Genomic DNA, 12,567 nt, shown 5'->3' with positions numbered 1-12,567 from the left:
ACAAAAGAAATGCTAGTTTGCTAGTTGTTATTCATGAAAGTCACATCGCAATCATTGTGCAATCGATTTCATTGACGTTATAATATCACCAATAATTATATTAGTCAATAAAATTAGGTGATAAATATTAATGTTGTTATTGAAATAAAAAGTGATTAAATGTAAAATGAATAAAACTGAGATAACGTTTGCACATATTTGCAAGCGGTTACAAGGAGGAGGTATTTTATGAAAAGTAGCATCTGTAAGTTTTTGGCGGTCTTATTCTTTATAGGGTGGTTATACAGTAGTGGCATTTCAATATCGGCTGAAATTAATCAAGATTATAAAGTATATGTAATGGCACCACTCTCCAAAGTAAATGATTGGAACGACTTTTCCAAACAACTTATCACGTTAAAAGAGAATGGAGTCTATGGCTTAACTACAGATATATGGTGGGGAGATGTTGAAGCGAACGGAGATAATCAATTTGATTGGTCTTATTATAAGCAATATGCTCAAATAGTAAGGGAGTCAGGGTTGAAATGGGTTCCAATTATTTCAACTCACCAATGCGGTGGTAATGTAGGTGATGATTGTAATGTTCCGATTCCTAATTGGATTTGGAATCTGGCATCGGAAGGCCATTTAACACAAAAGTCTGAAACAGGATATGTGAATAAAGAGACGATTTCTCCGTGGGCAGGCGATATTATTGAGGAGCAATATGATGAACTATATCAATCATTTGCTGAAAATTTTTCAGAATATAGTGACATCATTAGTAAAATTTATATTAGTGCTGGTGCGGCAGGAGAGTTACGTTATTCTTCCTATGTTCCTTCAGCAGGATGGGAATATCCAGAGCGAGGTGAATTTCAGGCATATTCTGATACTGCTATAACTGAATTTAGAAATTCTATGAAAAGTAAATATCAAAGTTTATCTACCCTAAATAATGCTTGGGGAACGAATCTTACATCTTGGAATGAAGTACATCCTCCTACTGATGGAGATAATTTCTTTACAAGTAGAGCAGCTTATGAAAGTCAATATGGTGAAGACTTTTTAACCTGGTATCAAACTATTCTAATGAAGCATTTAGATTTAATCGGTGAATTAGCGCACAATAATTTTGATCCGTCATTTAACGTACCCATAGGGGCAAAAATTGCAGGCATACACTGGAAGATGGAAGATCCAAACATGCCAAATTCGGCAGAATACTCTGCTGGATATTATTCGTATGATGCAATTTTAGATCAATTTAAAGAAACTAATTTAGAACTTACCTTTACTGCGTTAGAAATGGACGATAGCAATGCTGGTGTTTATCCATACTATTCAGCACCTAAATCATTAGTAATGCTTATTTCTAAACTAGCAAATGAGAAAGGTTTAACAATTAATGGTGAAAATGCGCTTGCTATATCAAGTACAGATTCTGAGTATAGTATTTCAAGGTATAATAATATAGCTCAACATTTGTTTAATGAAAATTTTAGTGCGTTTACATTGCTAAGAATAAACACGATTGTAAATAGAGATGGCTCCACAACAAATGAAATGGTTCATTTTAGAGATATATTACTGCTAAACCCGATTGAAGTTGAATTCATTGTAAAGAATGCCCCTACAAACTTTGGGGATACAGTATATATTACAGGAAGTCGTTGGGAGATGGGGATGTGGAATCATTCAGATGGAGAAATGATTGAACTAAATTGGGATAATACTAATAAGGATTGGAGAGGGAAAGGCTATATAGCTGCTGATAGATATTATGAATTTAAAGCATTGATAAAAGATACAGAGGGCAATATAAGAGAGTGGGAACCTGGTGAAAATAATAAATGGGTAACACCAATTGGAAACAGTGACTATACGTTATATTGGTAGTTAACCATCACGTTAAATACAAAATTATTATTTAACAGAATCAATTTCATAAAAACTAATTCAAATCGAAAATCCGAACAATAAACTAAAATATTTATTAGTAGTTCACCTAAATAACTGATCATTACTAAAATTGAAACGAAAGGTGGCGACTCCTGCTGGACAAAAGGCCTCGGTGAGACTCACAGTAAGATATTTAATAAAGACCGACTAAAAACGCCCTTTGTGGGTAACAACGGCATACCTTGTCGGGGCACCGTCCACAGAAAGCAATCAAAATGTATTTTTTCCCTTTACACCCAATTGAATGAACTATAATCTTGTATCTCCCCTGGAGCTAAATGCATGGCATCTTCTTCGGGTTTTATTTGTACTTTTTGGGTTTTTTCGTCCCAGGTCCAACAGGTCATATTGGAGGGAATTCGTGTAATATAATAAGCACCCGCTCGATCTATTTTTTTAAAATGATCTCCCGAGAAATATCCAAGATCTCGCAGAATAAGATCTCCTGCTTCTATCGTATCCGCCAATTCAGAAGCCGCATCATGATCACTATCCCTTGGCCCTTATAAAAAAGTGTGTAAAAATTTCCCTTGATACAGCTCATACTCTAATTGTAGTTTCACCCCATCCCAAGCACTCCCGTTGCTCTGCTTTACTTCAAAGGAAGTACCATCTAAGATACGGATGCGTGAAAAAGGATATTCAGATGGGGAAGGAATCGATAACATCTGTTGTTTTTCAGCTAACTGCATAAATATCTGCTTCAAAAAAGTCATACCATTTTCGTTTAACCGTTGATGCAAGGCTTGTTTTGATATGGATACCCCTGATTCACGAGAGGGAGGCACTGAGCTGACCTAACCCTTCAGAACCAACTTTTGTATGCAAAAAGGCACAGATATTTAAGAAGTCCTCTGGCATCAATTTCTTCAATCGCTTTACAAATCCTGTTTTCCGAGCAGTTTTACGAATTTCAAAGACAGATAAAACATCAAGAACACTTTTCGCAAACGAATCAAAGTGATATTGCTTAGTCATACTAATCCCAAGGAATTATTCCTTTTCTAGTACAAGAATAACGAATAATTCCTTGGGATTTAAAGTATATAGATTAACTTGACGGCTATGGGGCACATCATACGGATCTACCAGAACTGGGTTTATAATTCAAGATTGATATTGAATGTTTATTTTGATTAGCTAAAAACTCGATTTATAATAACCCGGTATTTTTTTAGTTTAATTATTTTTTTCCCGAATTTCTATTTCCATTTCTAAAAAGGCGGAACTAATACTTTTTCCATGTGTATCCATCGCAAGTGAAGTAGTCACTCCGCCTCCTAAACTATTTTCGCAAACAAAGTTAAAAGCTTTTATGTTTTCAAGATCGTATCTTTGTACTTCACCTTTTATAATATGCTTCAAATGGTCTTTTACTTTTTCAGGGGTAACTTCCTTCGCCAACCAATCATAGTCCTCTTCTTTATAAGGGATTAGTGAGAGATTCAACGTATTTCCTTTATCTCCTGTTCTACTATGTGCGATATCTAATAATTTAACTTTGCTCATGTTCTCACTCCAATATGTCTGTCTTGATTTCGATAGTGGATCGATCGATAAGGGTTGAAACAATACCAATGACTTTTTCAACTCTTTTTCTAGCTCCGCCTCCACCTGCTGGACCATTTGTATAGAGCGACTCTACTTCATGGCCGATTATTTTTGCCTCTTCTTCCGTTTCACATAAGGAGGCAACTCGGAGACGAACTTCATAAGGATGATGATGACCGAACTGTCCATGGTGAAGGGAAGAAACTCCGATTAAATCTGCTTTCATATTTGGTACCTTATCTTTTAATCTTTCGTTGATAATGTCCTCAGCTAGTTTACCTCTCTCTAATGAAGTGGAACCAGCATAGGATATTTCTCCTTCTCCCAAATAACCAGCGTGATAACCAACGGAAACTTTTAATTGATTGGGTCTTTTTGCTCCTGTGGCTCCAGAAACTAATACTTCGTCTTTAGCAACTTCTGTTAAATGAGCTGTAGAAAAATTAGCTATACAATCAGGTGTTACATATTTTTTAGGATCGTGGATCTCGTATAAAAGTTGTTCTTTTACCGTTTGTAAATTGACAGTTCCTCCTGCATTGGGCAGTTTTGTAATAATCGCTTTCCCATCAGGTTCAACGATAGCGAAAGGAAACCCTAAATCGGCGAGTTTGGGAACATCTTTTTTTCCAGGATCTGCAAAATATCCACCAGTTACTTGTCCTGCACACTCTAATAAATGTCCAATTAATGTACCTTGCCCAATGAGATCATAATCTTCCACATCCCAATTGTAGTTATGGACAATAGGTGCAAGAAATAAGGAAGGATCAGCAACTCTACCGGTTACGATAATATCTGCATCTGTGTCTAATGCAGGTAACAATGCATCAATTCCAAGATAAGCATTGGCGGAAATAATCGGTTCAAAAAGGTCAATACTTTGATTGTTTTCGAGTTTTTTCTCTTGAAAGTCTACCAACTCTGTAACATCATCACCAGTAACAGCAGCTACTTTACATGTTAGTCCCATCTCGTGTGCAATTTCTAAAATTTTCTTTGCTGCACCTATGGGATTTGCTGCACCCATATTTGTAATGAGGCGAACTTTATTTTTTAGTAAGGATGGCAGCAAATATCGCATACGTTCTTCGAGATACTCATTATAACCTAGTTCGGGATTTTGTCTTTTTTGTTTTTGAGCAAGTGCTATAGTTCGTTCTGCCAAACATTCTAAAATAAGATAGTCTAAATTTGCTTCTTCTACGAGGGCTTTTGCTGGTTTGATACGATCACCTGCAAACCCTGCACCAGAACCGATTCGTAACAAGATAAACACTCCTTTTGTTTCGCTGTTTTGGCAGATTAAGAAAGATAAATCCTTTCTTACTGCTCACTGGCTAAAAGCTCGGGCGTCCTGGGACTGTAGCTACGCTTTCGTCCCACCGTAAAGATTTGTCTCAGGCGCCAGTACTAGCACGTCAATCACTCGTAAGTGCAACTAAGGCTTTCGCTGTAAGAGCTTGGCGAAAGCCAAATTTTCTAATTAAATCGTGATAGCTCCTGTAATAAATGCGACAATCGTCATAATAATTGTTGTTCCAAACGCCCATTTAAAAATAAAACGTTGGTGGTCAGCAAGATCTACTTTTGCTAATCCTAATAAAAGGAAAGTGGAAGCAGTAAGCGGACTTAATGGGAATCCGACTGTCATCTGTCCTAAAATTGCTGCTCGACCGATCTCAGCAGTCGCTATACCGTAAGCACTTGCTGTTTCACTTAATACAGGTAAAACTCCAAAGTAATAGGCATCAGGTGTAAACACTAAACTAAGTGGCATACTTGAGATGGCAACAATTAATGTCATAAAAGTTCCAGCACTATCTGGAATGAAGCTTACGAGTGATTCAGCCATCGCTTCAATCATGCCTGTACCAGAAAGAACTCCAGTAAAAATACCGGCTGCAAATATAATGGATACTACGGTTACGACACCTGTAGCTTGTTCTGTAATTCGCTCTTGTTGTTCAGCTGGATTTGGATAGTTTACGATTAGTGCAATGGCAAATGCAATCATGAAAATAATAGGTAGCGGTAGCCATACTTGAACAAGAGCAACTAGTGTGATAATTGTAAGAGCGACATTAAACCAGAATAGTTTCGGTCGTCTTGCATTTAAATCTTCTTCACTTAATTCTTGTTTGTAATCGAATTCAAAATCTTGAACTCCTATTCTCTTCTTTTCTCTTTTTCCAAGAATATAACTAACAAATAATACCCAAATAAGTCCGACAATCATAGCGGGTATAACTGGAATAAACAAATCGGCTGTATCTACGCCGAGAGCTGTAGCTGCCCGTGCCGTCGGACCTCCCCAAGGTACAATGTTCATCGTACCAGCACTAAGAGCGACGACTCCTGCAAGTACGAGACGACTCATGCCTAATCTTTCGTAAAGTGGAAGTAATGCAGGTATTGTAATTAAGAAAGTAGAGGCACCAGAACCATCGAGATGAGTGAGCATTCCGATGAGGGCGGTTCCAATGACAATCTTCATAGGATCACCTTTTACTAGTTTCAACACCCTGGAGATGACTGGATCAAATAGTCCAACTTTACTCATGAGTCCAAAAAATAGAATAGCAAATGCAAGCATGATTCCTGTCGGTGCTACTCCAGAAACTCCTTCTAAAATCATCTCACCAAGATCGGTAAGATCACTCGTAAATATTCCAAAAATAAGTGGAACTAAAATTAAGGCAACAATAACTGAAACTCTTTTGGAAAGAATTAGGTATAAAAAGATACCGATAGTTAAAAAACCAAATAATGCCAACATCTTAATACCCTCCTTTTTACATAAATATAAATGCAATTACCGTGCCAAATTAAAAAGCCTTTAAAATAAGGCTTTTATAGATGTGTTATTTCTAAAAGAATAGAAACATATATTTCCAAAAGGGCTCATATCTTTGTCCTGAAGGAAGTTTCTAATATATTGAATGTTTTTCATTTATTTCTAAAATGTTAGAAATTATAAGTTAATTTCGAACTTAGCAATTTTATTGTATAAAGAAGCTAAGGAAATACCTAACTTATCTGCAGCAGCTTTTTTACCTTTCACCGTTAATCCCGTATTTTGAAGTGTTTCTACAATAATAGCTTTCTCCGTTTCCATCAACGTTTTCTGCAAGGAACGAGTAGCTGGATTATTTTGCTTTGCAGCTATTTTGATAGAAGGTGGCAAATCTTCCCGCGTGATGGTGTATTGATCGGCCATACTAATCGCATAATGAATTGTATTTTTTAATTCTCTAATATTACCAGGCCAATCATATTGGTAAAGTGCATTCATTACTTCTTCGTCAAATTGAAAATCAGTATAATTACTTTGCTTTTTCACTAGATAGGATACGATCCTTGGAATATCATCTTTTCGATTACGAAGTGGTGGAATAGAAAGATGAACAGTATTAATTCGATAGTAAAGATCTTCACGAAAAAGCTCTTTTTGCACCATTTTTGATAAATCTTTATTTGTTGCAGCGATAATACGAACATCTATTTGTTGTTCCGTTAATCCGCCAATCTTTCGAAACGTTCCTTCTTCCAAAACTCGTAGTAATTTTGATTGAAGGTCGAGCGGCATATCGCCAATTTCATCTAAGAAAAGCGTCCCCTTGTTTGCAAGTTCGAACAGACCGATTTTTCCATCTTGTTTTGAGTTTGTAAACGCACCTTCTTCATAACCGAATAACTCACTCTCTAGAAGTGAGCTTGGAATGGCCGCACAATTTACTGGTACAAAAGGACAGGTATACCGGGTGCTCTTTTGATGAATGGCATGTGCGAAGATTTCCTTACCAGTTCCAGATTCTCCAGTAATTAAAATATTTAAATCTGTCGGGGCAATTTTTTTAGCTTGATCAATCACTTCTTGAATAAGAAGATTATCCCCTACGATATCTGAAAAAGCATATTTCGCTTGATGCATGAGCCCAACTGTTTTTTCTAGTTGATTGATTTTTTGCTTACTTTTCTTCAATTCATTCGTTAATAAATAAAGCTCGGGCATACTTTTACAAATAGAAACTGCACCAACTATTTTCTCGTTTTGGTAAATCGGTGCCATATCGACGACATATTCCATTTTCTTTTCTTTACGGAAAACACCTTCCTTCGGTTCTCCACTTTTTAAAACAGTAGGAAGCAATGCACCAGGGCGGACGTCGACGAGTGGTTTCCCGATAATTTGTTCTTTTGTGACCCCCGTTATATTTGTATATTCTTCATTAATTAATTGAACAATTCCCGAATCATCGATGACGAGAATACCATCATGAACTGCTTCAATGATACTTTCGAGCCAACTAACTTTATTTGTTTCTACTAGCATAAAATCCCTCCTACAATGATGAGTAATTTATCAATAAATCGTTATTTTTGGACAAGCAAAACCAGGGGTTCTTAGTTTAAGTATATTTTGGTCATAGGTAGATATACATATTGAGCTCAAATGAGAAGGTTTTCATTTTAGATTATAACATTTCTTTTATTTTATCTGACGAATTTAAAGGGAAATTTATTTAGTGGTAATTTTTGTCCAACATTTGGTTTTTTGACACAGATTATCAATATGTATTATGGCACGATATACCTAATCGGTTAATCTGTACTTTTACCTTGGAAAAACGACAATGCGAAGAAAGATAAAGTTGTTCTTATTCTTAAAAAGTTCTGTGAAACGCCCATAGATTCAGCGATTGAAATGGAATTGCATATTATATCTTTGCTACATAATTCGACATGGCGGGACTAAAGTCTTTTTTACTTTAAAAGAAAATACTGAATATAAAGTAGCGTTATATTGTGTTGAAACCTTATAAAGCAAACTCAAAAATAAAATGTGTTTGTTGGAGAAAAAATGTAATTAAAAAGTAAATAGAGCAATTCCTAATTTAAAGGAACTGCTCTATAAATACAGCTAGTGATTCCGATTGGGCTCGAACCAACGACCTCATGCCTGTCAAGCATGCGCTCTCCCAGCTGAGCTACGGAATCGTATGTGATTTGAACAATTATAACTATATACAAAATCTAATAGTTTGTCAATTTTTAAGTGAATAAGTGTTTTTCATTCAAAATGATGAAATTGAGTAAAAATATTCTTACAATTTGTAGGTCGATTTATTGAAGCAGATTCGCTTATGATAAAAGTGAATTATGTAATGATCAAAACAAAAGAGGTGACCTACTTCATGACAAAGTACATGAGAATTAGCTTGGAAAAACGAGGGGTATCTTGTATTGCTAGATTGTTAGAGGAAGATGCTCCGAAAACTTGCAAGGTAGTTTGGGATGTTTTACCACAAAGCGGACAAGTGTATCATGCGAAATATGCGAGAAATGAAATTTATACGATGGTTCCGCGTTTTTTTAATTCGCCTGTGGGTTTAGAAAATACAACGATTACACCAATTCCTGGAGATATATGTTTTTTTGACTTTGATAGTGGGGTGTTGGATCAAAAGTTTAAAGAAGAAAAAGGAATTGAAAATCTACCTGGTGTTATTGATTTGGCAGTGTTTTATGGACGCAATAACTTGCTTTTGAATGGGGATATTGGTTTTGTTCCAGGGAATGTTTTTGCAACGATTGAAGAAAATTTGGCTGAATTTGCTAAAGCTTGTAACGATATTTGGTTTTCTGGAGCAAAGGATGAAGTGCTCAAGTATGAACGTTTTGAAAAGTAATTTTTCCAAAATGGGTGGTGGTCTCACATGACATTGATTACTTTACCCGATATATATCGTGCTAAAAAGCGGATCCAACCTTTCGTTATGGAAACACCTTTGATGAAAAGTGAACCATTAAGTGCGGCACATGATGCTTCTATTTATTTGAAACTAGAAAATTTACATGCAACAGGTGCTTTTAAAATTCGTGGTGCAACGAATAAGTTGCTTGGACTTACTGAAGAAGAAAAAAAACATGGAATAACTACATTTTCAACAGGTAATCACGGGCTTGCGGTTGCATTTATCGCTAAAAAATTAGGTATTCGTGCGGTTATTTGCATTTCCAATCGTGTGCCAGATGCGAAAGTTAATCGTCTCACTGAACTAGGGGCAGAAGTAGTAAAAGTTGGCGACAATCAAGATGATGCGCTTGCTTATTCTTATTCATTGCAAGAAAAAGAAGGGCTTACAGTAGCTCCTCCTTTTGATGATGCAGAAATTATCGTTGGTCAAGGGACGATTGGCATTGAACTGATTGAACAGCTGCCCAAAATAGATAAAGTAATTATTCCTGTTTCTGGTGGCGGTCTTTTTTCAGGAATAAGTTTTGTCCTTAAAAAATTCAATCCTGCGATTAAAGTTATTGGTGTTTCCATGGAAAAAAGTCCTGTTATGTATGAAAGTATTTGTAAAAGAAAACCAGTTGTATTAAAGGAAGAGAATACGCTAGCGGATAGCTTGTTAGGTGGAATTGGTTTAAATAATGTATATACGCTTCAGATGGTTCATGATCTAATTGACGATTTCATATTGTTGAGTGAAGAAGAAATTGGACGTGGAATGGTGTATATGCTCAATAACCATCAATTTGCAATTGAAGGAGCAGCAGCAACAAGTATTGCTGCGATACTAAGTGGGAAAGTGCAAGTAAAAGGAGAAAATGTCGCTTGTATGATTACTGGTAAGAATGTAGACACTTCAGTAATTTTAAATGTTTGTAAGAAATATTTGTAAGTTTTGTAAGAAAGTTTAAGCGGATGTGGGTAAAGATGCATAGTGGCTCGTGCAACATGCTTAGTGTCAAAAGAAGATGCGTAGTGGCTTGTGCAACATGCTTAGTGTCAAAAAAAGATGCGTAGTGGCTCGTACAATATGCTTAGTCGCTAAAAAAGATGCAGGGTGAGTGCGTTTTAAGAATAAGACAGAAGGGTGATACTGTTATGAAGATCTTTACAGAAGAGGAAATCAGGGAAAACGTCCAAATTGATTCAACTGTAATTCAAGAAATTGAAAGTGCTTTCACGGATTTGTACACAAAAGATGTGAAAATGCCTCCGATTATGAGGGTAGATATTCCAGAAAATAAGGCGGAAGTAGATGTTAAGACTGCTTATATACCTGGTTATGAAAGTTTTGCTTTAAAAGTATCATCCGGATTTTTTAATAACTATAAATACGGACTTCCAAGTACAGGGGGGTTAATGTTTTTAATTAGTGCGATAAATGGTCAGCCTGAAGCACTTTTATATGACAATGGGTATTTGACAGATGTTAGGACTGCGGCTGCAGGTGCGGTTGCCGCGGATTATTTGGCGAATGAAGCGATTGATGTCGTTGGCGTAATTGGTGCAGGGGCACAGGCTCGTTATCAGGTAGAAGCTCTAAAATTTGTTCGGGATTTTCGACATGTACATATATATAGTAAAACGAAAAAAAGAGTTTTGGAATTTAAACAGGAAATGGAAGAAAAATTGGATATCATCGTATCGGTTAAAGATTCTCCCGAAGAAGTTGCCAGAGGATGTGATCTTATTATTACAACAACGCCTGCTGAAGAGCCTGTTCTGCAAAGCGAGTGGATTCAGCCCGGTACTCATATAACAGCGATAGGGGCTGATGCGCCGTATAAGCAGGAGCTCGATCCGAAAATTTTACAAATGGCGGATTTCGTTATTTGTGATGTGATAGATCAATGCGAAGTGTGTGGGGAACTAAAGCACGCAATTGAGGCGAATCTGATTGATAAAAAGAATGTGTTCGAACTTGGTCAATTGACTTCTAAAAAACAAAAGCCACGAGATCGGGATGATGCAATTACTGTTACTGACTTAACGGGGACAGGGGCTCAGGATACAAAGATTGCTCTATATGTATATAAAAAATTAATAGAAACAGTGAAAAGTAATAAATAAACTAAATTCATTGTAATAGAATGATAGCTGCTCACGATAGGCTATCTTTTGCTTTTATCGTGTCTCCTTTTCCGTCGGTGGCTGTTAGTCTCCCGACGGAAAAATTATCCGGAGGACGAACGATTGTGCAAATGCACTTCTGAGGGACGAGTAAGTGTAGTCTTAATTCCAAAGACGCGATAGCTTTTAGTCGCTCACCAGTCAATAAGTATTTCCACCGCTAAAGTGGAGGATTAAATCGTTTTAGTTACGGACTTCCCTTTTGGTACACCCCGTTATAATTGATAATACATCCGCAGCAAATAAGTGCTCCATTCACAATCTGGGTGATTGCGGATGTTTTCTATTAGCCCTTTTACGATTGCGATTGAAAACTTATCGTCATGCAAGTTTTGTTTGAGAAGCATGAGTGATTCCTTCTCTATCGAGTCTTCCATTTCCTCCAAACATTGTTCAAGAACATCGATTACTTCTTCTTTCGTTATTTCAACGTCGATTCTATATTTTAATAGTTCAAACTGTTTTTCTGTAATGAATGGGATAGTGATATGATTGGCTAATATATTGGTTTTTTCCGCTAATGAACGTGAGAGTTTGTCGATGTCCAACTTCATATTGTCGAATAAAATGAGATCTGCATACATTGTCATGAAATTTTTAATGCAATAAAGTAAGTCAAACTTTGAGTTTTTAACGTTTTCACCATATAAGCGTTCAATCATCGTAATAATAATTTTCTCATTTAGTCGATCATAGTAGTGTATTTTGTTAATGAGTTCTTCGCCAAGAGATTGTGTTTCTCTAATAAATATTTTAGCGATGTTGGCGTGTTTATAAAAAAATTGATACGATTCTTGATAAAATTCATATAAAAGTCGTTCTTTGTTCACATTATTGACTATGTAGTCAAAGTTTGCAGTCGCTTGCCTTATATACTGTTCGATCAAGGCCAAAATTAGTTCATCTTTTGAATTGAAAGATAAATAGAATGCACCTTTTGATATTCCGCAACGCTCCGTTATCTGCTGAACAGATGTAGATTTAAATCCTTGTTTGGCAAATAATTCAGATGCCTTTTCCATAATTAATTGTTTTTTAACCATGTTTATTTCATCTCCTATGGCTATATGTGTAATATTTTACTCGGGGGATATTTTCACCTTATTTACTAGCCAAAAAAGAGAAGGCACTCTATCATAAAA

The 12,567-nt window shown here is 36.2% G+C and carries 11 protein-coding genes, 1 tRNA gene and 1 pseudogene; 4 read left to right on the top strand and 9 right to left on the bottom strand.

Translation table 11 applies throughout. From position 1 onward, the window contains the following. The first annotated feature begins 228 nt into the window (after positions 1-228). Positions 229-1,881, top strand: a complete 1,653-nt coding sequence (locus ACPYKA_RS04180; RefSeq protein WP_479541127.1) for a family 14 glycosylhydrolase — start codon at positions 229-231, stop codon at positions 1,879-1,881. Between the two features lie 293 nt (positions 1,882-2,174). On the opposite strand, the pseudogene ACPYKA_RS04175 reads toward ACPYKA_RS04180, so the two are convergent. The 8 genes and pseudogenes from ACPYKA_RS04175 to ACPYKA_RS04140 all read right to left on the bottom strand — a co-directional run. Further along, positions 2,175-2,423: pseudogene (locus tag ACPYKA_RS04175) on the bottom strand (transposase); the annotation flags it as partial. 24 nt (positions 2,424-2,447) lie between these two features. After that, positions 2,448-2,651, bottom strand: coding sequence for a hypothetical protein (locus ACPYKA_RS04170; protein WP_479541126.1), 204 nt, complete (start codon positions 2,649-2,651; stop codon positions 2,448-2,450). 64 nt (positions 2,652-2,715) lie between these two features. After that, entirely contained in the window at positions 2,716-2,922 is a 207-nt protein-coding gene (locus ACPYKA_RS04165; protein ID WP_479541125.1) for a hypothetical protein, read from the bottom strand. A gap of 201 nt (positions 2,923-3,123) precedes the next feature. After that, entirely contained in the window at positions 3,124-3,453 is a 330-nt protein-coding gene (locus ACPYKA_RS04160) for an AtuA-related protein (protein WP_479541124.1), read from the bottom strand. 4 nt (positions 3,454-3,457) lie between these two features. Next, positions 3,458-4,774 (bottom strand): acyclic terpene utilization AtuA family protein, encoded by a 1,317-nt coding sequence (locus tag ACPYKA_RS04155; protein ID WP_479541123.1) that lies wholly within the window; start codon positions 4,772-4,774, stop codon positions 3,458-3,460. Between the two features lie 207 nt (positions 4,775-4,981). Continuing rightward, entirely contained in the window at positions 4,982-6,274 is a 1,293-nt protein-coding gene (locus ACPYKA_RS04150) for a CitMHS family transporter (RefSeq protein ID WP_479541122.1), read from the bottom strand. A 195-nt stretch (positions 6,275-6,469) separates the two neighbouring features. Further along, a complete protein-coding gene (locus ACPYKA_RS04145) occupies positions 6,470-7,831 on the bottom strand; it encodes a sigma-54 interaction domain-containing protein (protein ID WP_479541121.1) in 1,362 nt (453 codons plus the stop codon). Between the two features lie 592 nt (positions 7,832-8,423). After that, positions 8,424-8,496 (bottom strand) — tRNA-Val (locus ACPYKA_RS04140). Positions 8,497-8,693: 197 nt separating this feature from the next. Between ACPYKA_RS04140 and ACPYKA_RS04135 the strand changes: the two genes are divergently transcribed. From ACPYKA_RS04135 to ACPYKA_RS04125, 3 genes are all read left to right on the top strand, one after another. Continuing rightward, entirely contained in the window at positions 8,694-9,188 is a 495-nt protein-coding gene (locus ACPYKA_RS04135; protein ID WP_479541120.1) for a DUF3830 family protein, read from the top strand. Between the two features lie 27 nt (positions 9,189-9,215). After that, positions 9,216-10,187 carry a pyridoxal-phosphate dependent enzyme gene (locus ACPYKA_RS04130; protein WP_479541119.1) on the top strand — a complete coding sequence of 324 codons (972 nt, stop codon included), beginning with the start codon at positions 9,216-9,218 and terminating at the stop codon, positions 10,185-10,187. A gap of 206 nt (positions 10,188-10,393) precedes the next feature. Further along, on the top strand, positions 10,394-11,365 hold the full coding sequence (locus ACPYKA_RS04125; protein ID WP_479541118.1) for a cyclodeaminase: 972 nt from the start codon (positions 10,394-10,396) through the stop codon (positions 11,363-11,365). Between the two features lie 275 nt (positions 11,366-11,640). Here ACPYKA_RS04125 and ACPYKA_RS04120 read toward each other — a convergent pair whose 3' ends face one another. Then, the gene (locus ACPYKA_RS04120) at positions 11,641-12,468 is read right to left on the bottom strand and encodes a TetR/AcrR family transcriptional regulator (RefSeq protein ID WP_479541117.1); all 828 of its coding nucleotides are present in this window, start codon (positions 12,466-12,468) and stop codon (positions 11,641-11,643) included. Positions 12,469-12,567 lie beyond the last annotated feature (99 nt).

This window comes from Pseudogracilibacillus amylolyticus (SeqCode) (genome assembly GCF_051918545.1).
GTDB lineage: Bacteria > Bacillota > Bacilli > Bacillales > Amphibacillaceae > Pseudogracilibacillus.
The sequence above is the reverse complement of the archived record's forward strand: the minus strand, read 5'-3'. Positions and strand labels throughout refer to the sequence as shown.

What these genes read in the sequence shown, in the direction of transcription:
- ACPYKA_RS04180 (WP_479541127.1), top strand. Translation starts at nt 229, where the DNA reads ATGAAAAGTAGCATCTGTAAGTTTTTGGCGGTCTTATTCTTTATAGGG.
- ACPYKA_RS04165 (WP_479541125.1), bottom strand. Translation starts at nt 2,922, where the DNA reads ATGACTAAGCAATATCACTTTGATTCGTTTGCGAAAAGTGTTCTTGAT.
- ACPYKA_RS04160 (WP_479541124.1), bottom strand. Translation starts at nt 3,453, where the DNA reads ATGAGCAAAGTTAAATTATTAGATATCGCACATAGTAGAACAGGAGAT.
- ACPYKA_RS04150 (WP_479541122.1), bottom strand. Translation starts at nt 6,274, where the DNA reads ATGTTGGCATTATTTGGTTTTTTAACTATCGGTATCTTTTTATACCTA.
- ACPYKA_RS04145 (WP_479541121.1), bottom strand. Translation starts at nt 7,831, where the DNA reads ATGCTAGTAGAAACAAATAAAGTTAGTTGGCTCGAAAGTATCATTGAA.
- ACPYKA_RS04135 (WP_479541120.1), top strand. Translation starts at nt 8,694, where the DNA reads ATGACAAAGTACATGAGAATTAGCTTGGAAAAACGAGGGGTATCTTGT.
- ACPYKA_RS04130 (WP_479541119.1), top strand. Translation starts at nt 9,216, where the DNA reads ATGACATTGATTACTTTACCCGATATATATCGTGCTAAAAAGCGGATC.
- ACPYKA_RS04125 (WP_479541118.1), top strand. Translation starts at nt 10,394, where the DNA reads ATGAAGATCTTTACAGAAGAGGAAATCAGGGAAAACGTCCAAATTGAT.
- ACPYKA_RS04120 (WP_479541117.1), bottom strand. Translation starts at nt 12,468, where the DNA reads ATGGTTAAAAAACAATTAATTATGGAAAAGGCATCTGAATTATTTGCC.